Source organism: Streptomyces sp. NPDC002701, assembly GCF_042889045.1.
Taxonomy (GTDB): domain Bacteria; phylum Actinomycetota; class Actinomycetes; order Streptomycetales; family Streptomycetaceae; genus Streptomyces.
On the sequence record NZ_JBIAQL010000001.1, the window covers coordinates 162703 to 185449 of the forward strand.

The following is a 22747-nucleotide window of genomic DNA, read 5'->3' on the forward strand; positions in this document are numbered from 1 at the left end:
GCGAAGAAAATGCGTGGCGCGCGGTCCGGTCCCGCCACTAGGCTCCAGCGCTTTGGCTCGGAACGGCTGGAGAGGGCAAGTGGTGCGGGCTTGGAGGCTGTACGCGGCCGTCGCGGCGGGTGGCTTCCGACGGTACGCGACCTACCGGGTGGCCACCGCCGCGGGAGTGTTCACGAACACGGTTTTCGGCCTGATCCTGGCGTACACGTACATCGCGCTGTGGGACGAGAGGCCGGGTCTGGGCGGGTACGACCAGTCCCAGGCGGTGACGTACGTGTGGGTGGGGCAGGGGCTGCTGTCGGTGGTCGCGGTGATGGGCGGCGGCTTCGAGGACGAGCTGATCGAGAGAATCCGTACGGGTGACATCGCGATCGACCTCTACCGGCCGGTCGACCTCCAGTCGTGGTGGCTGGCGGCCGACGCGGGGCGGGCCGCGTTCCAGTTGCTGGGGCGTGGGGTGGTGCCGATGGTGTTCGGCGCGCTCGTCTTCCCGCTCGCGCTGCCGGCCGGTGCCGGGACCTGGGTGGCGTTCCTCGTCGCCGTGGTGCTCGGGGTCCTGGTGAGTTACGCGATCCGCTATCTGGTGGCGCTGGCGGCGTTCTGGTTCATGGACGGGGTGGGTGTGCAGCAGCTGGCCGTGCTGGCGGGGCTGTTCTTCTCCGGGATGACGCTGCCGTTGAACGTGTTCCCGGGCGCGCTCGGTGAGGTGGCCCGTGTGCTGCCCTGGTCGGCGCTGTTGCAGGCGCCCGCGGACGTGTTCCTCGGTGAGCGCACGGGGTGGGCGCTGGTGCGTACGTACGCCTTCCAGGCCGCCTGGGCGGCCGCGCTGCTCGCGGTGGGACGGCTGGTCCAGTCGGCGGCGACGCGCAGGGTGGTGGTCCAGGGTGGCTGACCTGGAGGAACGCCAGGAGTGGCACGCGCGTCTGGTGGGCGGGCTGCGCGCCTACCGGCTGATCGCGTGGATGTGGATCCGCTCGACGATGGCGTACCGCGCGTCCTTCGCGATGACCCTCTTCGGCAACTTCGCGGGGACCGTGCTCGACTTCGTGGCGATCCTGCTGATGTTCTCGCGGGTCGACGAGCTGGGCGGCTACTCGCTGGGCGAGGTGGCGTTCCTGTACGGGCTGTCCAGCGCCGCGTTCGGCCTCGCCGACCTGACGCTCGGGTCGATGGACCGGCTGGGGCAGCGGGTGCGCGACGGCACGCTCGACACGCTGCTCGTCCGCCCCGCGCCGGTGCTCGCGCAGGTCGCCGCGGACCGGTTCGCGCTGCGCCGCCTGGGCCGGATCACGCAGGGGCTGCTGGTCCTCGGGTACGCGCTCACGGTGGTCGACATCGCGTGGACCCCGGTGAAGCTGCTGCTGATGCCGGTGATGGTGGTCAGCGGGGCCGCGATCTTCGGGGCGGTGTTCGTGGCGGGCGGGGCCTTCCAGTTCGTCGCGCAGGACGCGTCCCAGGTGCAGAACGCGTTCACGTACGGCGGCACCACACTGCTGCAGTATCCGCCGTCCGTCTTCGCGAAGGACCTGGTGCGCGGGGTGACCTTCGTGCTGCCGCTGGCCTTCGTCAACTGGCTGCCCGCGCTGTACGTGCTGGGGCTGCCGTATCCGCTCGACCTGCCGCAGTGGGTGGCGTTCCTGCCGCCGCTCGTGGCCACCGCCTGCTGCCTGCTGTCGGGTGTCGCCTGGCGGGCGGGCCTTCGTTCGTACCGGAGCACGGGGAGCTAGTTCGTGGACACCGACGTCAGTACTCACTCATCCCATCCCGACACCGGCTTCATCCACCTCGACCGCGTCGAGAAGGTCTTCGACGTACGCAAGAAGACCGGTTTCCTGCGCAGTGAGCGACGGGAGGTGCGGGCGGTCGACTCGATCTCCTTCACCGTGTCGCGCGGCGAGATGGTCGGCTACATCGGGCCGAACGGGGCGGGGAAGTCCACCACCATCAAGATGCTCACCGGCATCCTCACGCCGAGCGGCGGGCGCCTGCGGGTCGCGGGCATCGACCCGTCCCGCGAACGCACCCGGCTCGCACAGCGCATCGGGGTGGTGTTCGGGCAGCGCACCACCCTGTGGTGGGACCTCCCGCTGATCGACTCGTACCGGCTGATGCACCGGATGTACCGGATCCCCGACGCGCGGTACGCCGAGAACCTCGACCGGTGCGTGGAACTGCTGGAGCTGGGTGCCCTGCTGGACGTGCCCGTGCGGCAGCTCTCGCTCGGGCAGCGGATGCGCGGGGACATCGCGGCGGCGCTGCTGCACGACCCCGAGGTGCTGTACCTGGACGAGCCGACGATCGGGCTCGACGTGGTCAGCAAGGTGCGGGTGCGGGAGTTCCTGCGGGACCTCAACGCGGACCGGGGCACGACGGTCCTCCTGACGACCCACGACCTGTCCGACATCGAGCAGTTGTGCCGGCGTGTGATGGTCATCGACCACGGGCGCCTGATGTACGACGGGCCGCTGACCGGGCTGCACGAGATAGGGGAGAGCGAGCGGACGCTCGTCGTGGACCTGGAGCGCGAACTGCCGCCCATCGACGTGGGGTCGGCGCGGGTGGTGAAGGTGGAGGGGCCGCGGCAGTGGCTCGCGTTCCCGGCGGCGCAGTCGGCGGCGCCGCTGGTGGCGCGGATCGCGGCCGAGTACCCGCTGGTGGACCTGTCGGTACGGGAACCCGACATCGAGGCGGTCATCAGCCGTATGTACGCGGAGAAGGCGGCCTCGTAGCCTTACCCGCGGCGAAGGCGACCTCGTAGGCTTCTGCCATGACGGACGAACTCCCGGGCGGACGCCCCGGCGGACCACCTGTCGGCGGACCACCTCCTGGCGGGCTGCCCGAGCTGCGTGCCTCCGACGCCGACCGTGAACAGGTCGCCGAGGTGTTGAGGGAGGCCGTCGCCGAGGGCCGCCTGGACATGGACGAGTTCGGGGAACGGCTGGAGGCGACGTACAAGGCGCGTACGTACGGGGAGTTGGAGCCGATCACGCGGGATCTGCCCGCGCCGGGCGTCGCCGCTCCCGCGCCGGCCGTGTCGATGGTGAAGCGGCCGCCGGCGGCGGGGGACTGGGCGAGCCGGATCGTCGGTGACGCGGGCCCCTCGGCGCCGGCCCAGTGGGGCGTGGCGGTCATGTCGGGGTTCGAGCGCAAGGGGCACTGGACGGCGCCGCGCAGGTTCAACTCCGTCGCCTTCTGGGGCGGGTGTGTCATCGACCTGCGTGAGGCGAACTTCGCGGCGGGCGAGGTGGTCGTCAACTGCTTCGCGATCATGGGCGGGGTGAACGTGATCGTGCCGCCGGGTGTCGAGGTCGTCGTCCGGGGGATCGGGATCATGGGCGGGTTCGACCACGGGCAGGAGGGGGTGCCCGGTGAGCCGGGCGCTCCGCGGGTCGTGGTGACCGGCTTCGCCTTCTGGGGCGGGGTGGGCATCGAGCGCAAGGTCTCCCGTGCGGAGCGACACCGCCTGAAGGAGGCCCGCCGAGCCGCACGACGAGGAGAACTGAACCCGCGCCGAGACTGAGAGCCCGCCCTCTTCGTCTCCAGGGGCACGGACAACGCCCCCTTCAGGTGCGCGGGAAACGGCGCAATCTTGTGCCCCTTCAGGGGCGCGGGGAACGGCGCAGTCTTTCGCTCTTGGGGGCGCGGGGAACGGCGCAATCCTTTGCTCCCCCTCAGGGCCGCCAGGAACTGCGCGGCCCGCCCCCCATCGGGCCGCAGGACCCCCTACAACTGGGCCGGAGCCGCCCCCTTCAGGGACTCGAGGTCGAAGACGTCGGCCATACGCTCGTACCCCTTGTCGCTCGGGTGGAGGTGATCACCCGAGTCGTAGTGCGAGCGCAGCCGCCGCGGGTTGTACGGATCGCGGAGCGCCTTGTCGAAGTCGGCGTAGGCGTCGAAGACCCCGCCGGAGCGGATCCGGGCGTTGACGGCCTGGCGGGTCTCCTCCAGGTGGGGCCGGTAGCCGCGATGCCCCTGGAAGGGCATCAGCGTGACACCGACGACCCGGAGACCCCGGGCGTGGGCCAGCCGCCGCAGTTCGCGCAGCCCGGCGGTGATCCGGCCCGCGTCGGTCTCGTGGGGCGTGCGCAGGATGTCGTTGACGCCGAGGGCGATCACGACGGCCTTGACGTTGGTGCGGCCGAGCACGTCACGGTCGAAGCGGACCAGCCCGCTCGGGTTCTCGGCGGGGCGGCCGAGTCCGCTGGTCAGGACCCGGTTGCCGCTGATCCCCTGGTTGACCACGCTGTAGCGGGGCCCGTCCGAGTCGCGGGCGCGCAGCCGGTCGGAGAGGACGTCCGTCCAGCGCCGGTTCTCGCCGACGGACGAGGTGCTTCCGTCGGTGAGCGAGTCGCCGATGACGACGACCGTGCCGTGTGCCTCGTTGCTCAGCACGTCCACCGCGGTCACATAGCGCCAGTAGGGCGTCTGCCCGGTGTAGGCGACACCGCTGACGTCCTGCGTGCGGTCGCCTTCCGCGGTGTACGAGATCTGCCGTGCCTGCGGGTGGTAGGTGACGGGCCCGGACGGGATCGGCGAGTACGTCGTCACGAGGACGTCCGTGTCGTGCGGGACCAGCAGCCGTACGGCGTCGCTGATCACCTGCTGTCCGGCGGGCACCACCACCGAGGGGCGGCCGCCGAAGGTGAGGCGCCGCATGGTGCCGGTGGCCGCGGCGGCCTCGTCCGCGCCGGCCGCGAGGGCGACGGAGGCGTGCGTGATGGTGAGCGGCTGCTGTCCGTACAGGTTGGAGAGGGTGATCCGGGCCGAGGTGCCGCCGATCCCCACGTGCACCACGTTGCGTACCGAACGGCCCGCCATGCCGTTCACCTCGGTGCCCGGCTCCGGTCCGGCCGGGGACGCCGACCAGGCGCCCACCCAGGTGCCGGCGGAGGCGGGGGCCGCCGCGTTGTTCGTGCCGCGGCCACCGGCCACGGTGGGTTCCCCGCCGTCGTCGGCGGCGACTCCGACGTATATGGCGGCTGAGATGACGACGATCACTGCGACGATCGCGGCCAGCAAGGCATAACCGTGACGCTTGGTCATGCGGTGCGTGTCTCCTCGGAAAAAGTGGGAGCCCATGGCTCCGATGTGATCACCCCATGATGAGGCATGGCGTGGAAGGAACCCGACAGGACCCCCCAAGGTCCCGCCGGGGTCCGCGGGGCCTCGACGGCCCCGCTGAAACTCCCCGCCCGGACAGACGCCGGGAACTCCTGTTCCGTTCCAGGAGTCGGTCAGGTTGGGACAATGCGTTATGGGGGACCGGGAACGGATGGAGTGGATGGAACGCACGAAACAGGATGAACCTGGGAAAAAGGGCCCGGAAGGCCAGCCTTCCCGCCCTGACGGTGTGGCGAACACCACGGGGCCGAAGAGCTCCGCGGAATCACCCGGTTCCGCGGAGCCACCGGGTTCCACGGGGTCGCCGGGCTCCGGTGGGTCGTCGGGCTCCGGGGGGTCCAAGGGCTCCGCGGGGGCCGACCGCGCCGCGCCGAACCGGGCGATGAACTCGTTCAGCCCCGCCGACGAGGAGAAGATCCGGGGGGTCCGCCGGATGAAGCTCACGGCCACCGGCCTGCTGCTCCTGGTCGCCGTCGTCTACGTACTCGCCAAGTGGGCCGGGAACTCCGGCGCGGGCGGCTGGACGGGGTACGTGGCCGCCGCCGCCGAGGCCGGCATGGTCGGCGCGATGGCCGACTGGTTCGCCGTCACCGCGCTCTTCCGCCGGCCCCTGGGCCTGCCCATCCCGCACACCGCGATCATTCCGACCAAGAAGGACCAGCTCGGGATCTCCCTGGGCGAGTTCGTCGGGGAGAACTTCCTCTCCCAGGACGTCGTACGGCAGCGGCTGCGCTCCGTCGGCATCGGCAGCCGGCTCGGCACCTGGCTGGCCGACCCCGAGCACGCCGACCGGGTGACCGCGGAACTGGCCACCGCGCTGCGCGGCGCCCTCGCGGTGCTCCGCGACTCGGACGTGCAGGCCGTCGTCGGCGAGGCCATCAACCGGCGGGCCGACGCCGCGGAGATCGCCCCCGGCATAGGGAAGACGCTGGAGAAGGTCGTCGCGGACGGCGGCCACCGGCGCGTCGTCGACCTGGTGTGCGTCCGCGCCCACGACTGGCTCGTCCTGCACAACGAACAGGTGATGGACGCCGTGCAGGGCGGCGCCCCCGGCTGGACCCCGCGCTTCGTCGACAAGAAGGTCGGCGAGCGCGTCTACAAGGAGCTGCTGCGCTTCGTCACCGAGATGCGTGACATGCCCGCCCACCCGGCGCGCGGCGCCCTCGACCGCTTCCTCACCGACTTCGCCTCCGATCTCCAGTCCGACACCGACACCCGGGCGCGGGTGGAGAACCTCAAGCGGGAGGTCCTCGGCCGCGGTGAGGTCCAGGACCTGATCGCGTCCGCCTGGTCCTCCGTACGGCAGATGATCGTGTCCGCCGCGGAGGACGAGCGCAGCGAGCTGCGGCTGCGCGTGCGGGCCTCGCTGCTGTCGCTCGGCGCGCGGATGGCCACCGACCAGCGGCTCCAGGCCAAGGTGGACGGCTGGGTGGAGGGCGCCGCGGTGTACGTCGTGACGACGTACCGGGACGAGATCACCTCCCTGATCACCGATACCGTCGCCGGCTGGGACGCCGAGCACACCTCGAAGAAGATCGAGGCGCACATCGGCCGCGACCTGCAGTTCATCCGGATCAACGGCACGGTCGTCGGCTCGCTGGTGGGCCTGCTGATCTATACGGTGTCGCAGGCACTGGGGGCGTGAGCGCGCACCGAAGGGGCGCCCGCCGGCGGGAGAAGTGGCAGGTGAGAGGGGGGCGCTTCGGGGAACTCGGGCAGGTATCCCCGAGCCGCAGGAGGGCGCCATGGCAGTGACCGACGTTGGATCCGCGGGCAGCGGAGCCGTCACCACCGCCGTGCCCGCCCGGCTGGACCGGCTGCCCTGGTCCCGCTGGCACTGGACCATCGTCATCGGTCTCGGCACCGTCTGGATCCTGGACGGTCTGGAGGTCACCGTCGTCGGCAACATCGCCGGCCGGCTCTCCGAGTCGGGCAGCGGTCTGCCGATCTCGGCCGCGCAGGTCACCGGGATGGCGGCGGCGCTCTATGTGGCCGGAGCGTGCGCGGGCGCCCTGTTCTTCGGCCGCCTCACGGACATCTTCGGCCGCCGCAAACTGTTCATGGTCACCTTGGCCGTGTATCTGGCGGCGACCGCCATGACGGCGTTCTCGTTCTCCACCTGGTGGTTCTTCCTCTTCCGCTTCCTGACCGGCTTCGGCATCGGCGGTGAGTACGCGGCCATCAACTCGGCGATCGACGAGCTGATCCCGTCCAAGTACCGCGGCCGCGTCGACCTGATCATCAACGGCAGCTTCTGGCTGGGCGCGATCGCCGGTTCGCTCCTGTCGATCGTCGCGCTGGACACCGACCTGTTCGCGATGAACGTCGGCTGGCGGCTGACCTTCCTCCTCGGCGTCGTCCTCGGCCTGGTGATCCTGCTCGTACGCCGCAACGTCCCCGAGAGCCCACGGTGGCTGTTCATCCACGGCAAGGGCGAGGAAGCGGAACGGCTGGTCTCCGACGCCGAGCGGCAGATCAAGGAGGAGACCGGACGCGAACTGCCGCCGCACGGCCGCGAGATCACCATCCACCAGCGCAAGAGCATCGGGTTCCTGGAGATCGGCCGCACGGTCTTCTCGACGTACCGCAAACGCGCCGTGCTGGGCCTGTCCCTCTTCATCGGCCAGGCGTTCCTCTACAACGCGATCACCTTCGGCTTCGGCGCGATCCTCACCGAGTTCTTCGACGTGCCGACCGGCAAGACCGGCTACTACTTCGCCGTCATCGCGGCCGGCAACTTCATCGGCCCGCTGCTCCTCGGCAAGTTCTTCGACACCGTGGGCCGCCGCATCATGATCTCGTCCACCTACATCCTCTCCGGCGTCCTGCTCTTCGGCACGGCCTGGCTCTTCGACCGCGGCTCCCTGAGCGCGACGACCCTGACCGCCTGCTGGTGCGTGGTCCTGTTCTTCGCGTCGGCGGGCGCGAGCAGCGCGTACCTGACGGTCTCCGAGATCTTCCCGATGGAGACCCGCGCGATGGCCATCGCCTTCTTCTACGCCATCGGCACCGCGGCCGGCGGCATCAGCGGCCCGCTGATCTTCGCCGAGCTGACCAGCACGGGGGTCGTCGGCGACACGGTTCTCGCCTTCCAGATCGGCGCCGGCCTGATGTGCGCGGCGGGTCTCGTCGCGGCGGCGCTCGCGGTCAAGGCGGAGGGCCGCTCCCTGGAGGACATCGCGAGCCCGCTGTCGACGGCCGCGTCACCGGAGACGGGAACGGGCGCGGACGGAGGCGGAGGCAGGGGCGCGGGCGCCAAGGCTTAGGCCCTCACCCGCCCGAACTGAGTACGCGTACTCTGTCGGCCCCCTGTGCGACAGAGGAACCCTCGTTCCCATGACCGAGAAGCTGCTGGGCCCGCTGTCGAAGCGCCCCTGGACGGAACGCTGGCTGACCCGCCTGCTGGGTGCCGCCCTGTCCTCGGCGGCGTACCTCCTCTGCGTCCCCCGGGAACCGCGCGACCACCCCGAGTCGGCCGGCCAGGCCACGGAGACGATCCAGGTGACCGGGCCCGGAATCGCGGTCCTGGCCGTCTGTCTGCTCCTCCTGGCCGCGTACTTCGGCCGCCGCGACGCCCTCGCCTGGCCGCTGCTGCTGGTGGCGGTGCCACCGGCCACGCTCCTGTACGCCGCCCTGCGCGCGCATCCCGAGCCGCCCGGCGTGTCAGGCTGGCCCTGGTCCCTGACCTGGGCGTTCGCCACCCTGGTCGGCTCGGCGGGCGTGCTCGTCGCGACGACCGTGGCGCGGCGCTTCAAGGAGGACACCGGCGACTCGATGGACGGGCTGGTCCTCGCTCATCAGCGGCCCGCGCCCACGCCCACGGCATGCGGGCCGCAGGTCTGAGCGTCAGGCGCCCGTCGTGGAGCCGGGCCGCACGATCATGAGGATCGTGACGGTGGCCCACAGCAGGTTGAAGACACCGGTGAACATGGCGAGCTGAACGGTCACGCGGGTACTGGCGGCGACGTCTGTGGACGCGGACGCCGTCGTGGTCGCTTCCCCCGACGCGGGGGTGGACGTGGACGCCGTCGAGGTGGCTTCGGCCGGTGTGACGGTCGACGCGGTGGCTTCCGCGCCGCCGGCCGCCTCCACCGCTTCGAGCAACTCCTCCTGGCGCGGCAGCACCAGCGCCAGGAGAACCGCCGTCGCGATCCCGGTCAGAACCATCGAGACGACCAGCCAGGCGTCGTTCAGCACACCCATGCTGAGGGCGGTGGCCATGCCGAGTACGGGCACGGCGATGCCCACGGCCGCGTACACCCGGCAGATCCGGTGCAGCAGCCGCACGGTCTCCGTCGCGCGTGGATCACCGGGATCGGCGAGCGCGCGCCGGGCGCTGGGCGGGAACATGCTGGCCGCGACGGTGACGGGACCGATGGCGACGATCGCGACGAGGACGTGGAGTACGAGGAGGAACTTGGTCACGAAGGGGACGGTAGGCGGCGTGCAGGATCGCGGAGAAGTGGCAGGACTGCCACGCTTCAACGGATTCTCGCCAGAGGTTCTGAGTGCACTGCTCCACACGTAACTCCGCACGCCGTTCCGCACGTCATGTACAGGCAGGCATGTGCAGGCAGTCTTGTGCAGGCAGTCATGTGCGGCGCTTGGCCAGAACCAGCGGTATGCCTACTCTTCTGCCATGCACACCGTGGCCGTACTGGCGCTCGACCAGGTCATCCCGTTCGACCTCTCCGCTCCGATCGACACCTTCGGCTGGGCGCGGCTGCCCGACGGCCGCTCGCCCTACCGGATCAAGGTGTGCTCGGTGACCGAGGAGGTGAACGCGGGGGCCTTCACCGTACGGGCGCCGTACGGGCTGGAGGCGCTGGCGGAGGCGGACACGATCATCCTGCCGGGCACGGTCGACCCGACCGGCCCGCTGCCACCGGGGGTGGGCGAGGCCCTGCGCGCGGCGGCGGCGAACGGTACGCGCATCGCCTCGATCTGCGTCGGCGCGTTCCTCTTCGCCGCCACCGGCCTGCTGGACGGGCAGCGGGCGACGACGCACTGGATCGCGGCGGCGGACCTGGCGGCCATGCACCCGGCGGTGACGGTCGACCCCAACGTCCTCTACGTCGACAACGGCCAGTTCCTCACCTCGGCCGGTGCCGCCGCGGCGATGGACATGTGCCTGCACATGATCCGCAAGGACTACGGCTCGGCCGTCGCCGGCCACGCGGCCCGGATGTCCGTCATGCCGCTCGAACGGGAGGGCGGACAGGCGCAGTTCATCGTCCACAGCCAGCCCCCGGCCCCGGCGGGTACGACGATGGAGCCCTTGCTCTCCTGGATGGAGGAGAACGCCGGCCGCGATCTGACGCTGGAGGACATCGCCGCACGGGCGGGTACCAGCGCCCGTACGCTCAACCGCCGTTTCCGCGAACAGACCGGTACGACGCCTCTGCAGTGGCTGCACCGGGCGCGGGTGCGCACGGCCCAGCACCTTCTCGAGACGACGACCCACCCCGTCGAACGGATCGCCGTCCAGGCGGGGTTCGGCTCACCGACCGCTTTCCGGGACCGCTTCAAGAGGGTGGTGGGCACGAGCCCGCAGGCTTACCGGAGGGCGTTCAGGGCTGTGGGCTAGCGGCCCTGCTGTCGGGGGGCCGGGGGGCCGGGGGCGCGCGTGGGGCGACCCCGGCAACCGTATGGTCCAGCCCCGCCGGTCGGGGTTCGTGCGGTCCAGCGCCGCCGGTCGGGGTTACTGCGGTCCAGCGGCACCGGTCGGGGCCGGTGCGGTTCAGCCCCGCCGGTCGGGGCCTGCGTGCTTCAGCCCCGCCGGTCGGCCACGGCCCAGGACGCCAGCGCGACGGCCCCGGCCGACCCGAACACCGCGGGCCATGCCCCGACCTTTTTGGCGAGCGGATGGGATCCGGCGAAGGCGGCGACGTACGCGGCGGTCAGTGCCCCCGCCGCCCTCCCGCCGGCCCGCTGCCGCCACTGCTGCGCGGCGGCCGCCCCGGCGACGGCGAGCACGACCCCGCCGAGCTCCCGCTTCCTGGTCCAGCGGGCGACCCCGTACCCGCCGATGAGCCCACTCGCGGCCACCACCGCGGCCGGTACCTTCGCCATGACTGCCTCCTGGTGCTGGTGCTGGTGCTGCGTTCGACGGTCGGCCGAGACCGACCATCCTCGCAACGGACGCCGATAGGTGGGCAGGCGGGCATGCGGGCAGCCGGCCGGGCAGGACAAGGGTCGCCCCGCCGTGACGTCACTGATCTCACTCCCGTCACTGACGTCACTGACGGGAGTCGGCCAGCCAAGTACGCCAGACATGACGGCTGTTGGGCAGCTCGGGCCGGTCGAGCATCCACAGCACGTACCCGGCGTGCAACTGGGCCCAGGGATTCTCCGACCGCAGGGCCCCTTCCAGCCGTACGCGCAACGGATGCCCGTCGACGACCCGGGCGACGCGCACGTACTCGCGGTCCTTGCAGCGATAGGCCCGCCGCACGACGGTTTCCACCAGATCGATCAACTTGACCCGGGCCACCGGATCCTGCCCGACGGCGGGCACGGCCAGCTCCCGGATGAGCCCTTCCTTCGTCCCCCACGCCTTGGCGGTGAGGGTCCACTCGTCCGGGTAGCGGGCCTCCCACTCCAGGAAGAGCAGCGCGTAGGGCAGCCCGGGCCATGCGAGGAGGTTCTCGCAGTCCCCGCCGCCCCACACTCCGTCGGGCAGCGAACGGCTCCGGATCCGCAGGTACTCCTCGTGGGCCGAGCGCAGCTCCGGATCCCGGTACGGGTCCCGCACCCCCTGCCCCTGCAACGTCATCAAGGTCGTGTTGAACCGGTCCAGGGCCTCCGCCGTCGCCTTCCTGGCGGAGGCCAACTGATCGAGCGCGGCGGCCCGCTCACCCGGATCCTTCGAGATCAGCCCGTACGCCCAGGCCAGCCGCTCGTCCCACACCCGGACGTCGTCCATGTCCGCCCCGCGCCTTCTCTCATGCCCCATGGAACAGATCATCCCCGAGCACACCACACCTAGCCCCTCCGGGCACCGGTACCGAAAGGGAACGGTGGGCAGCGGTCGTCCGGAGCAACCGCCGCACGGCACCTCGAACACCAGCGGGGCCACCGCCCCCACCACCCCAACTACCCACCCGAGGCCGCCGAGTCGACCCGGCGTGCTGGCGAGACGCGTCCGCGCCCACAGACCCACTCCACAAGGCAACCAACTTGCCCACAGCCCCACCCGGGCCTCCTTTCCTCCGGGCCGCCCGCTCGCTTCCACCCCGTGCTGGAGCGGGCCGAGTCAAGGGTGAAGCGCAGCGGAATCGCCGCAGGCGACGGCCGAAGGCCGCCCTTTACGCGGGTCGCGGAAGCACGAAACTGGCTGAGAAGCGGGCGGCCCTACGGCACCCGCAAGACCTACATATCGCCAACTAGTCCGTTAGTCCGCGCTCGCACGAGTCGGCGGCACCACATCACGCCGAGCGCCGTCTCCCTCGATCCCCAGATTCCGCCGAGCATGCGCGTGGAAGTTGTTGAGCGCGACCAACCACGCGTTCGCGCGCTCACGCCACACGTCCTCGGTGATCTCCTCGACACCCCGCGCCGGCCGCTCCAACTGCCAGAGCCGCTCGTTGAGATCATGACCGGCCTGCACAGTCGCGGTATCGCCGAGCAGGATCACCTGCTCGAAGGCGTGCGACCGATCCCCTTCGGCGGCCCGCATTTCGGCCACCAGGGCGTCCCGCCCGGCAGGATCGCCACCGTCCCACTGCAGGCCGAATATCTGCTGGGTGCACCGATTGACGTGCTTCACTGCGGCCACATAGGCGACATACGAGTCGAGCCGATGCGCATCCCACCGCACACGAAGATCCCGCGTGAACCGATCACGCTCGGTCAACCGAGTAGTGACATACGAACCCGCGGCACCCGCCAGGACAGCCCTCACCGTGACCAGTTGCTCAGCAAGCCCCACGTCGTCCCCCGGCTCCCTATCGACCTACACCTGGCCACACCCCGAGGCCGCCCTACTACTTGCCCGCCCGACAGCCGGTATGTCGCGCGCCAGGATATACGTCACTCCGAACACACATCCCAGACGAGGCACGCCATCAAGACGGCCCTACAACGCCCGTATAAAGGTCCGCCAGGCATGGGCGCGGACCGCTATGACCGGTCCTTCGCCACGCTTGGAGTCACGAACGACGGCTCCGCCCAGGTCGTGGGCACACTCGACGCATTCACCGCCCGCGCCGTTGCTGTAGGAGGACCTGAACCACGGCGAGAGAGCTCCGGGAGCAGACCGCTCAATCTTCATCCTGCGTATTCCTTAAGGACGGACTCGATCAGGTGGACGGAACGCTGAGGGCTCAGAGCCGCGGCCCTCAAGCCGTCGAAGGCCCTGGTGTACTCACGCACATGATGCTCCCCTTCGAGGTAGACGGCATCGGTGATGCCGTCCCGGTACACGATGTCCGGGTCCTCCTGGTCGGGGAAGCCGAGCATGGTGAAGGATCCCGTGGCCGGGTAGGTACCTGAGTCGAACGGGAGGACTTGCAGAGTGACACTCGGCAACTCGGCCGCCTCCAGCACCCGTTCGAGTTGCTCTCTCATCAGAGTTCTATCTCCGATGATGTTGCGCAGAGACCCCTCGTTCACGACGAACCAGGCGTCCGGGGCCTCGGGTCGCGTCAGCATGGCTTGGCGCTCCATGCGTACGCGTACTGCCCGGTCGATGTCCTGGGCCGGTAGGTGTGCCCCCGTCTTGTGCAGTTCGCAGGCGTACGCAGAGGTCTGCATGAGCCCTGGCAGCAACTCGCACTGGTACTGGCGGATCGTGGAGGCTTCCTGTTCCAAGCCGATGTAGATGGAGAACCACTGAGGTACGCCCGCCCCGTGCTCCTGCCACCAACCGCGAGTCCTGGCCTGCCTGGCCAGGGACTTCAGGAACTCGCGCAGCTCGTCGTCGGTCTCGTAGTAGCGGCACAGTGCATCGATGTCCGACGGCTGGACCCGGCCGCTCCCTGTCTCCATCCGATTGACCTTGGACCCGCTCCAGTCCAACGCCGCGCCGACCTGTGCGCAGGTCAAGGCGTTGCCCTCGCGCAGCTTCTTCAACTCGATCGAGAGACGACGACGGCGTGCCGTCGGTGAACCAGCCACTTCAACCCTCCTGCAGGTAGCGGACGTTCAGTCTCGCGCCAAGGATGCCGCCTGACAATCACTCAGAAGTGGGAATCCCGCTATGCACATTGCATAGCGGGACACGCTGACGCCATTCTGGCTTGCGACGCCTCTCACTGTCTGTGCTCGAGGCACTCCACTGCGCATCGATCGCAGGGGGCGTGAGTAACGAAAGGGGATCTGGTGATCGAGGAAGCATCCATGTCGCGGAAGCCCTGGGACTTGGACTTCACTGCTGAACCCGAGGAAGTCGCGGCCCTGCGCCGCGTCATGATGCTTCACCTCCAGGCATGGGGGCTGGAGGACGTCACGCACGAAGCTCAACTGTGTGTCAGCGAGCTCGTGTCCAATGTCATCACGCACGTCGGCCCTGGCACGCCGACGACGCTCGCGGTATCCGTGCGCGGCACGCGGCTGCGTATCGAGATCCATGACCCCGATATGCGTGCGCTGCCCACTCTTCTCTCCGCCGGCCCGGACTCCGAGGGAGGACGCGGTATGGCCCTCGTCGACGCCGTAGCCGACAACTGGGGTGTTCTGCTTCTGGCCGACCGAAAGGTGACGTGGTGCGAGCTGGCGACAGGTCTGTCCTCCGGGAACGGGTACGGTGGCGGCGCTCGGGCCGCCAGAGTCGAGACCGTGTTCCGGTTGTACGACGCTGCTCGAAACCCGCGGGCAGCAACCTCAAGCGCTGTGTGTGCCACCGGCGTAGGGAAAGTTGCGATCGATGTGATCATCGACGTCCTCTACTGGTTGCGAGCACACGGTTGTGATCCGGGCGAGGCGCTGGCTCGGGCACAGACCTGCTTCGAAGCGGAGGTCTTGGAGCCTTCTGCTGACACGAGTGGCCATCGATCCTGATTCCATGTCGCGGTGGCACCTCTTGGCGTACGTTGCAGAATACGTATCGTCGATGAAGGAGCCGAATGCCTTCCTCAACTCCCTTCAGCTCTCTGGAGATCTGCGCCGGAGCAGGTGGACTAGCACTCGGGTTGGAGGCGGCGGGGTTTGCTCCGACCGCACTCGTGGACACCGATGAGAAGGCGCTGGCGACACTGTTTGCCAACCGGCACGAGTGGTTGCTCGTGGAGGAGGATCTCAACACCTTCGACCCACAGCACTACTCAGAGGTATACGACGTGGATCTGTTGTCTGCGGGCACCCCACGAGTGAAGTCGATGGCTACGATCAATCGTAGAGATGACCAGCCTGAACGAAAACTGATCAAGGCGGCTCTCTATCTGGTGGGAGCTGTCAGACCACGTGCGGTACTCATGGAGAATGTGCCGGGGTTGGTCAATAAGGACGACTTCGCCGATGTGCGTAGAGAAATCGAAGACGAGTTGAAGCACCTCGGGTTCCGAATCTTCGCGAATGTCTTGAATGCGAAGAATTACGGCGTCCCTCAGAGCCGGGAGCACGGCTTCTTTGTCGCGTTGCGAGAGCCGTATGCGGACGCCTTCGTTTGGCCGGCCCCGTCACCCGAGCCGCCGCCACATGTTGGCGAGGTGCTATATGAATCGATGGCCAGTCGAGGCTGGCCGCATGCCAGGGCCTGGGCGCAGCAGGCACAGATCGTTGCGCCGACGTTGGTGGGCGGTTCGGAGAAGCGAGGCGGCCCGGATCTGGGTCCTGAGCGGGCCAAGGCGATCTGGCAGAAGATCGGGATCAACGGTGGCACTCTCGCCAATGAACCGCCGGGACCCGAGGACGGATGGGCGCAGGGGGGCGAGCGCAACGAGCTCCCTGCCTTGACCTTGGCGCAAACAGCCCTGCTCCAGGGGTTCCCGCCGCACTGGCAGATCGCCGGTAGGAAGACCCGGGGCTATCGGCAGGTCGGGCAGGCGGTTCCGCCGCCCCTCGCTACCGCGGTCGGTCGCCAGATCGCTGCGGCCCTCCACTTCGCTGGGTCCGGTTCGCCGCAGTCGCAGCTCGCTGGCTAAGATCGGGCCGCATGAACGCCACCCAGCGCACGGACCCCATCAACATCGTTGATCTCTTCGCCGGATGTGGTGGCTTCACGCAAGGGTTCCACGAGTTCAGGCCGAACGGCGCAGGTTCGCCGGTATTTCGTACGGTGGCGGCAGTGGAGCACGATATTGCTGCCGCTTCCACCTACGCACTGAACTTTGCGGATGAAGCGAACGGTGTCGATCATATCCATGCGAAAGACATCGAAGACTGGGATCCGGATGCCCAGGAGATTAAGGCCGAGGTGATTCTTGGCGGTCCTCCGTGCCAGGGATTCTCCGGATTGGGAAAAGAAGACAAGAGTGATCCGCGAAATAAACTCTGGAAAGAGTATGCGCGGGTCGTCAACGCCATCAAACCTAAGATTTTTATTGTCGAGAACGTCGATCGATTCTTGTTGTCTCCTGAATTTGCATTGCTTCACGAGGCCACAGAAAAGCCGGACGGCATGCTTCGAGACTACATGTTGGTTCAACACTCGGTTCTGAACGCTGCAGACTACGGAGTTCCTCAGTCCAGGCGTCGAGTGATCGTGCTTGCAGTACGTCGAGATCTGAAGGATCTGGAAAATCTGAGATATCCGGATCCGAGTCACGCCAAGAAGGCGGACGAGTTTATTCCTGGTGGTGGTATCGAGAAGTGGGTCGCGGTCGGTCCTGCGGTGTTCGGGAGAACGCCGGCTGAGACGCTCACTACAGAGCTGCCAGAAGGAACATGTGAGCCGCTCAAGGTCACCCTTCCTGGATCGTTTCGAACGACGGATTTGCACTTTGGTCGCAATCCGACGGAGCTCTCGCAAAAGCGTTACAGGGCCATTCCTGTGGGTGGCAACCGCCATGACCTTCCCCCGGAACTGTCCACGGAGAGGTGGTTGGCGCACCGGAGCGGCTCTCACGATGTAATGGGCCGCATGTACTGGGATCGGCCGTCCGTGACGATCAGGACTGAGTTCTATAAGCCAGAGAAGGGACGCTATCTACATCCTCGGGAGCATCGACCAATCACTCATTACGAGGCCGCCCTTATTCAGGGATTTCCGGCCTCGTTCAAGTGGAGCGGCAGCAAGATTCAAATTGGCCGACAAATCGGAAATGCTGTTCCTGTCGGTCTTGCGAGAGCTCTGGCCGGAATGGTGTACGGGGCGCTCAGAGGGTGATCCTTGTTCACTCAGCTGTTTCGTTGAGCTTGCCGCGAACCGGTGCTGTCTCGAAGAGTTCCTCGAACCATTCGGCCAACCGCTGGACTGAGCGGTACGGCACACTACCGTCAATAGGGCCTTGGGGAAGGCTGTTCGGATTCCATACAGGATCCGATTCGATGGCATCGATCCATTGTTGTAGGGCTTCGTAATCTTTGGGCTCATCGGGCGCGATTACCTCGTATGTCAGCGTGCTACCTGCCGCACCTGCCGCTTTGACGAGACCATTCACCTCGCGTCCTGTGCTTACGGTCTTTTTTTCAACAAGCTCCACCAAAGCCTGCGCAGACGGTCGATGATGGTTCATGTTCAATCTTAGTACCGTGTTGAGTACGTCCTGATTACTGCATGCGACGACCACAGGCCGGTAGTCCTCGCCGTCACGGAACAGTTCCGCTGCCCACCAGAGGCGGGAGAAACATTGGATATCCCAGCGTCCACTGAACCGTGCCGCCTGCCGCACGGACACTTGGCCGCCCCTGTCTTTTCCCCAACGCCACCGGACATAGTCCGGTGCGACCCGGAGCGCTATGAAGTTCCACAAGCCTGAATCGCTTGCCTCGGCGCGGGTCAGGCGCAGCGTGTAGTGCAATCGGGGAGCAAGCCATGCATCGGACGTCGTAGGGCGTTCGTCGATGAAACGCTCCATTGCTTCTTCGACCAAGGCGCGTACTTCCGCGGCGTTCCATCGGGGTGAATCATCCGGAGGTTCGGTGGAGTTGCTGATCAGCGTTGCCTGAGGTAGGGGCCCACCGTTCACGACGCTGGGAGTCAGGACCTTGCCGGCCACGGAATCCGAGAGCCGCCCCAGTCTCTCCGGTATCTCGAACCCGATATCTGATCTCATGTGGTCTCCCTCCTGTTGGCCATGCGTCGCAGATCACGCAAAGCGGTTGACACCTTTCTGGGCTTACGGGAGTGCACGCCGGAACCGTGCATCAACCGACGCTGCAAGTCGCTCCCGTTCTCGCCGTCTGTACGAGCCTCCACCAATTCAATCAGAGCGTCCTCGGGGGAGAGGTCGGGATACAGATCGGGGATCATCTTTCGCAGGACATCCTCGTGCCACCCACCAGGCCACTGCGGTTCGCCGTCCAGTACGTCGCAGGCATACACGGCTGCGTTGAACATCGCACTCCATGCTTCGGACGCCACCTGGGATGCCATGATCTCTCGGACAAGTTTTTGTTCACTTCCATGGGGGGTTTCCAGTACGCCACGGAGCCCGTCCACAGATGAATTCAGCAGAAGTACAGGTTCGCCGGCTTCTGAGTCGACCAGCCACGGGTCGTCGCGGTATTCCTTGAGGTGGTCGTGCTCGGTGAAGTCGATCCAGCGCATCTTCATTGAACGTTCGGGTGCAGGTACCTTCGCTTCGAAGTCCACATCCCAGCTTGTTTCGGAAACGCCGATGAGCCGGCCCTCAATGCCATCAACCGTGGCCACGATGCTTGCGGACAACTGGCTTCGTCCGACGTGCTCTTCACGTCTCAGCTCAATGTCGCCGACCCAGACCCCCCCATCTTGAGGGTCCAAGGGGAACGAGTGATAGACGTTGGTCCGCCGATTGGTAACCACGGCGACGCATTGCGGAAGCGTCCATGGTCCAGAGGAAAGCTCTGTCCCGTCTGTTCTCACAGACACCTTTAGACGTATGTCTGCCCATCGCTGGTTGGTCTCCTCGAGATCCTGCAGAGCTACGACCTGAGCCTTGTCATTGATCCGGTCCAGCCCTTTGGCTTTGTTGTCCACCGAGATTTTTTCCACCCTTAGGGTAACGTCGCTACTGAGTACCCGGTAGGGGAAGACCGATCTCACGAAAGTTCCTCCTTCGCCCGTCGCACGTCGACCATGACTTGCGACATCGCCGCGGACACAGGGTGGCTGGAGATATCCGTGACCCCTCGGAATCTCCCCTGAGTGGCGCCATCGCGAAAGATTAGGTTACCGAGGGGCGTCAACGCACAGGAATCAAGGGGAAGCAACTTGCTCCATTCGACGTTGAGTGGCGCTGTAGAGCGGGTGAGGAATTTCGGCACCGCCGCGAGAACCCACGGCTCGTCGCGTTTGGGCAATTTCACTGTGACCGTCACGTCCCAAGCACCTGTGTCATCGAGAAACCCTTCGATGGCCTTCACGATCGGGAATCCGTGACTTCGCGTCGATTTCGGTGGATCCAAACGAAGCAACTCGCGCAGTACTTCCGGTCCTTCGTCCTGGAGAGTCTCATTCTGTTGACCGCGCAGGACCTCTCTTACCTTCTGCTCCGCCAGCTTCTTAAAATCCATGACCTTTTGACGCGCGCCACGTTCGTACGTTGCAGTGAGGTCCTCTGTACCGATCCAGTCGTTGTGATCCGGTGGCTCCGCAGTGCGAAGGAAATGCTCTGCAGCCACGGCGTCCGGTGCCTCGCTGCGGGTTGCTGCTCCAGCGAGAAGAACAGCTTGGAACGGGCGATGTCCTAGAGGAAGGTCGCCGACTCGCTTGTACTTGACGACCATTCTTGTCGCACGCATGTAGGCAATGGAATTCGGATGTTCATCGTCATCGCTGGCAGGAGTGAGGAGCAACACCGCTTCATGGACACCCGGATCCTTGGAGCTCTGATCGTCCTTACGACGGCGCAACTCCAGGGGCACTGTGGTTTGCAGAACTTGGTCGCGGTCAGTGAGCTCATCTACGGTTTCGCCGTCCAGGAATGCTTGCACAGCTCGTGAACGCGCAGGCTCGTGCGCATACGGGTCGATGAATTCCTCGGCCCGCACTGGGGTGCCGTTGCGGAACGAGGCAACGGACGCACGGAGTTTCGCGCCCTCCAGTCTCCCTCCGACCATGGAGGCCCAGAAATTGTGCGCAAGACTCTGTACCAAGCGATCGTGCATGTCTTCCAGGTCCTCGGTCTCACCCGAACCGTCGTAGGCGGCGACGACAAGGAACGTGGTACCTGGGGAGGAGTCGTCCCGCTCCAGGTAGAGAGACTCTGCGGCCTGCTTTTCACCCCACCAGGACTGAGCCGTGTTCTGGCGCTCTGGAGCGACAGTACCGAACCAGCCCGGACCGGCATACTCCACGCCATCCAGCGTGTGCCAAGGCAGTTCCAGCCTGCCGGCCATGCGTCGTTCTGTGCGCCCGCCCTCGGGAACAGACAGTGTGCTGTTCACCAGAACCAGCCCGAATCGGCTGGTTGCCCACAGAGCGGCTTTCCCCAGGCCAAAGGATCCGCCTTGCACACCCGCTTTGCCACTGTCCAGTGTCCGCCGGACAACACGAGCGAATCGTCCGTCCTCGAACTCCGGCCCAGTGAGGCCGGTTGCGTTGAAGTCGTCCACGCGTAGCAGAATGAGTCGCTGGGAACGCTCCAATTCGAGGAGTCCGTCGCGCAGTACACGGCCGACCTTCTGACGGGTGTCTGCCGCCGCATGGATGTGTCTTTCGATCGACTCCCATCCGAGAGCACCCATGAAGTCCCGTAGGTGTTGGCCGGTCAACTCATGGAGCGTGTGCTTGGTGGTGACTGGTTCGGATCCCGGCAACTGTTCATCGAGGCTGTTCTGGGTCGCCTCTCGTGCCAGAACGTCCAGGCTCGCGGAGAAGGCGAAAGTAGCCGTATTGCCGCCTTCCCGCCCGCCGTCCTCCGGAGCTACTCGGAAGATCCACTTGACGTCATCAGAAGGTGCCACCGGAGTTCGGCGGTTGACAGCGTCTTCGACCTCGACGTTCAGGGCCGCGGCGATGGCGGCGATCTTTTCGTACCGCGGTTCTGAACGGCCGTTGATCCAGCCGGTCACAGCTGCGCCAGTGACCCCGGTCAGCTCTGCGAGTGTCTTCTGGCTCATCCCGCGCTCAGCCAGTCGGTCGCTGAGCCACGTACTGAAGTCCTTCATCGTCACCTTCGCTCTACGGCGGGCACGTGGTTAATTGATCTTTTGCTTCTTAACATTGCTTAACTAGATTCGGACATATGGTGCATATTTAGTTCATGTGATTGTCCGATGGCGGGTATGGGTGCGATGCTAGCAGGCCGATCGATGCCGCATCGAACGGATTTGACTCGTTCGCACGGACGAGCGAGACGCGGTAGGCTGCCGGTCACTCCGCACTCCTGCGGGGTCTCAGTTGTCTTCATACTGTCCAGACGTCCTGTGGTACACGCCTGGTTCCCCTGCTTCTTGTTTGATCGGCTGGGGCCGTGCAGCGCGAATCACGGCCGGACATCGTTGTGTTGGTGCGTCGCAAGTGCCTGTTCGCGCAGGTGACCCTGATGGGAGCTGTCCCCAGGTTCGTCATGTCGAACCGTCCCACGGTTGGGGAGTGACCCAACCGCTACGGCGACTGTTCCTGCTTGTTGTTGTCCAAGCAATCTTTGGAATCGTGGAGGTTCCGTGCGTCCCAATAGGCGCGAGGTCTTCGCTGAGGTGCCCATGGACGGGCACTACTCCGTGGAGTTCACTGTCAGCGGTTCATCAACCGTGATCAAACTCACCAGAGGGCCGGAGGAGATCAATCTCGGCATCAGTGACGTCGTCGATGGCATCACTGCAGAGCCCACAGAAGGCGAGCGCGGGGCTGATTCATAGTCGTCAGCAACCTGAGGGATTCGCAATCGTCAACGAAGGGCCATCGGCGCCAGGTGTTGGACTTGACGCGGTGCGGCCAGTCTCGGCCGGTCCAAGGCTTGTTCGTTAATTGCGCCTTGCCATAGGCGAGACGAATCTTTGCGGTAGTGATGACATTCTCCCAGGTCCTGTTCGCCCTGGGCTGCCGGGTTCGCGTTGTCCTTTGATCTTTGCGGCGGTCCGTCGCGCTTCAACTCTGCCTCGTTTGAGAGGGGTTGAGTGAAATCGTCGACGGTGGCTACGTTTTTCGCTTCGAGTCGCTTCGGTGGCCTATATGTCTCATTTTGGGTCAACCGTCCCTGGTGTCTATTTACGGTCAATGACGAACTGGGCGATTTCCGCAGGCTTTTCGTGTTCCCAGAAGCGCAGAACAGTCCAACCTTCGGCTCTCAGATGCTCAGTCGTCTCACGGTCCCGGGCCATGTTCTTGTCGAGCTTGGCCCGCCACCATTCGGCGTTCGCCTTGGGCTGTGTCGCGTGCTTGGGGCACCCGTGCCAGAAGCAACCGTCCAAGAAGACAGCGATCTTTGCCTTCGGGAAGGCGATGTCGATCGTGCGACGCGGCATGCCGGGCACGGGTACGTTCACTCGATATCGCAGTCCCGAAGCGTGCAGAAGCCGTCGGACGGCAATCTCCGGTGCAGTGTCACGGGAGCCCTGGCGGCTCATGCGAGCTGAGACGGCAGAGGAAGACGGGACGACA

Annotated in this window: 23 protein-coding genes; 12 read left to right on the plus strand and 11 right to left on the minus strand. The window is 66.4% G+C overall.

Going from position 1 to position 22747, the window contains the following annotated elements:
• Positions 1-82 precede the first annotated feature (82 nt).
• The 4 genes from ACFYXC_RS00690 to ACFYXC_RS00705 all read left to right on the plus strand — a co-directional run bounded on the left by ACFYXC_RS00690 (position 83) and on the right by ACFYXC_RS00705 (position 3520).
• The gene (locus ACFYXC_RS00690; RefSeq protein ID WP_388916682.1) at positions 83-892 is read left to right on the plus strand and encodes an ABC transporter permease; all 810 of its coding nucleotides are present in this window, start codon (positions 83-85) and stop codon (positions 890-892) included.
• Positions 885-1727 (plus strand): ABC transporter permease, encoded by an 843-nt coding sequence (locus tag ACFYXC_RS00695; RefSeq protein WP_389545220.1) that lies wholly within the window; start codon positions 885-887, stop codon positions 1725-1727. Before ACFYXC_RS00690 ends, ACFYXC_RS00695 begins: the two co-directional genes overlap by 8 nt.
• Before the next feature lie 3 nt (positions 1728-1730).
• The gene (locus ACFYXC_RS00700; RefSeq protein WP_388916676.1) at positions 1731-2729 is read left to right on the plus strand and encodes an ATP-binding cassette domain-containing protein; all 999 of its coding nucleotides are present in this window, start codon (positions 1731-1733) and stop codon (positions 2727-2729) included.
• 104 nt (positions 2730-2833) lie between these two features.
• Positions 2834-3520 (plus strand): DUF1707 domain-containing protein, encoded by a 687-nt coding sequence (locus ACFYXC_RS00705; protein WP_389546705.1) that lies wholly within the window; start codon positions 2834-2836, stop codon positions 3518-3520.
• 203 nt (positions 3521-3723) lie between these two features.
• On the opposite strand, the gene ACFYXC_RS00710 is transcribed toward ACFYXC_RS00705, so the two are convergent.
• Positions 3724-5043 (minus strand): SGNH/GDSL hydrolase family protein, encoded by a 1320-nt coding sequence (locus tag ACFYXC_RS00710; RefSeq protein WP_389545224.1) that lies wholly within the window; start codon positions 5041-5043, stop codon positions 3724-3726.
• A gap of 229 nt (positions 5044-5272) precedes the next feature.
• Here ACFYXC_RS00710 and ACFYXC_RS00715 point away from each other — a divergent pair, with 229 nt between their 5' ends.
• The 3 genes from ACFYXC_RS00715 (at position 5273) to ACFYXC_RS00725 (ending at position 8964) form a co-directional block, all read left to right on the plus strand.
• Complete coding sequence (locus tag ACFYXC_RS00715) at positions 5273-6766, plus strand: DUF445 domain-containing protein (protein ID WP_389545227.1); 1494 nt, start codon at positions 5273-5275, stop codon at positions 6764-6766.
• 100 nt (positions 6767-6866) lie between these two features.
• The gene (locus ACFYXC_RS00720; RefSeq protein WP_388916667.1) at positions 6867-8387 is read left to right on the plus strand and encodes an MFS transporter; all 1521 of its coding nucleotides are present in this window, start codon (positions 6867-6869) and stop codon (positions 8385-8387) included.
• A 70-nt stretch (positions 8388-8457) separates the two neighbouring features.
• Positions 8458-8964 (plus strand): hypothetical protein, encoded by a 507-nt coding sequence (locus tag ACFYXC_RS00725; protein ID WP_389545230.1) that lies wholly within the window; start codon positions 8458-8460, stop codon positions 8962-8964.
• Positions 8965-8967: 3 nt separating this feature from the next.
• Here the strand turns inward: ACFYXC_RS00725 and ACFYXC_RS00730 are convergent, their stop codons facing one another.
• On the minus strand, positions 8968-9546 hold the full coding sequence (locus ACFYXC_RS00730; RefSeq protein WP_389545232.1) for a protease: 579 nt from the start codon (positions 9544-9546) through the stop codon (positions 8968-8970).
• A gap of 214 nt (positions 9547-9760) precedes the next feature.
• Here ACFYXC_RS00730 and ACFYXC_RS00735 point away from each other — a divergent pair, with 214 nt between their 5' ends.
• Positions 9761-10708, plus strand: a complete 948-nt coding sequence (locus tag ACFYXC_RS00735; RefSeq protein ID WP_388916658.1) for a GlxA family transcriptional regulator — start codon at positions 9761-9763, stop codon at positions 10706-10708.
• A gap of 182 nt (positions 10709-10890) precedes the next feature.
• Here ACFYXC_RS00735 and ACFYXC_RS00740 read toward each other — a convergent pair whose 3' ends face one another.
• The 5 genes from ACFYXC_RS00740 to ACFYXC_RS00760 form a co-directional block, all read right to left on the minus strand.
• Positions 10891-11193: a hypothetical protein gene (locus tag ACFYXC_RS00740; RefSeq protein WP_389545235.1), complete on the minus strand. Its 303-nt coding sequence runs from the start codon at positions 11191-11193 to the stop codon at positions 10891-10893.
• 166 nt (positions 11194-11359) lie between these two features.
• Positions 11360-12076, minus strand: a complete 717-nt coding sequence (locus ACFYXC_RS00745) for a hypothetical protein (RefSeq protein ID WP_389545238.1) — start codon at positions 12074-12076, stop codon at positions 11360-11362.
• Positions 12077-12514: 438 nt separating this feature from the next.
• Positions 12515-12976 (minus strand): hypothetical protein, encoded by a 462-nt coding sequence (locus ACFYXC_RS00750; protein WP_389545240.1) that lies wholly within the window; start codon positions 12974-12976, stop codon positions 12515-12517.
• Between the two features lie 222 nt (positions 12977-13198).
• Positions 13199-13393: a DUF397 domain-containing protein gene (locus tag ACFYXC_RS00755; protein WP_389545243.1), complete on the minus strand. Its 195-nt coding sequence runs from the start codon at positions 13391-13393 to the stop codon at positions 13199-13201.
• Entirely contained in the window at positions 13390-14238 is an 849-nt protein-coding gene (locus ACFYXC_RS00760) for a helix-turn-helix domain-containing protein (RefSeq protein ID WP_389545246.1), read from the minus strand. Before ACFYXC_RS00760 ends, ACFYXC_RS00755 begins: the two co-directional genes overlap by 4 nt.
• A gap of 222 nt (positions 14239-14460) precedes the next feature.
• Between ACFYXC_RS00760 and ACFYXC_RS00765 the strand changes: the two genes are divergently transcribed.
• The 3 genes from ACFYXC_RS00765 (at position 14461) to ACFYXC_RS00775 (ending at position 17386) form a co-directional block, all read left to right on the plus strand.
• The gene (locus ACFYXC_RS00765) at positions 14461-15120 is read left to right on the plus strand and encodes an ATP-binding protein (RefSeq protein WP_389546708.1); all 660 of its coding nucleotides are present in this window, start codon (positions 14461-14463) and stop codon (positions 15118-15120) included.
• A gap of 65 nt (positions 15121-15185) precedes the next feature.
• Positions 15186-16202, plus strand: coding sequence for a DNA cytosine methyltransferase (locus tag ACFYXC_RS00770; protein ID WP_389545248.1), 1017 nt, complete (start codon positions 15186-15188; stop codon positions 16200-16202).
• An 11-nt stretch (positions 16203-16213) separates the two neighbouring features.
• A complete protein-coding gene (locus ACFYXC_RS00775) occupies positions 16214-17386 on the plus strand; it encodes a DNA cytosine methyltransferase (RefSeq protein ID WP_389545250.1) in 1173 nt (390 codons plus the stop codon).
• 7 nt (positions 17387-17393) lie between these two features.
• On the opposite strand, the gene ACFYXC_RS00780 is transcribed toward ACFYXC_RS00775, so the two are convergent.
• The 3 genes from ACFYXC_RS00780 to ACFYXC_RS00790 are packed head-to-tail and all read right to left on the minus strand — an operon-like array spanning position 17394 to position 21312.
• Complete coding sequence (locus ACFYXC_RS00780; RefSeq protein WP_389545253.1) at positions 17394-18275, minus strand: DUF6339 family protein; 882 nt, start codon at positions 18273-18275, stop codon at positions 17394-17396.
• A complete protein-coding gene (locus ACFYXC_RS00785) occupies positions 18272-19246 on the minus strand; it encodes a hypothetical protein (RefSeq protein ID WP_389545256.1) in 975 nt (324 codons plus the stop codon). Before ACFYXC_RS00785 ends, ACFYXC_RS00780 begins: the two co-directional genes overlap by 4 nt.
• Positions 19243-21312 carry a helix-turn-helix domain-containing protein gene (locus tag ACFYXC_RS00790; protein WP_389545258.1) on the minus strand — a complete coding sequence of 690 codons (2070 nt, stop codon included), beginning with the start codon at positions 21310-21312 and terminating at the stop codon, positions 19243-19245. The genes ACFYXC_RS00785 and ACFYXC_RS00790 overlap by 4 nt, the downstream gene beginning before the upstream one ends.
• A 537-nt stretch (positions 21313-21849) precedes the next feature.
• Here ACFYXC_RS00790 and ACFYXC_RS00795 point away from each other — a divergent pair.
• A complete protein-coding gene (locus ACFYXC_RS00795; RefSeq protein ID WP_389545261.1) occupies positions 21850-22005 on the plus strand; it encodes a hypothetical protein in 156 nt (51 codons plus the stop codon).
• Positions 22006-22350: 345 nt separating this feature from the next.
• Here ACFYXC_RS00795 and ACFYXC_RS00800 read toward each other — a convergent pair whose 3' ends face one another.
• Positions 22351-22713: a very short patch repair endonuclease gene (locus tag ACFYXC_RS00800; RefSeq protein ID WP_389545264.1), complete on the minus strand. Its 363-nt coding sequence runs from the start codon at positions 22711-22713 to the stop codon at positions 22351-22353.
• Positions 22714-22747: the final 34 nt, after the last annotated feature.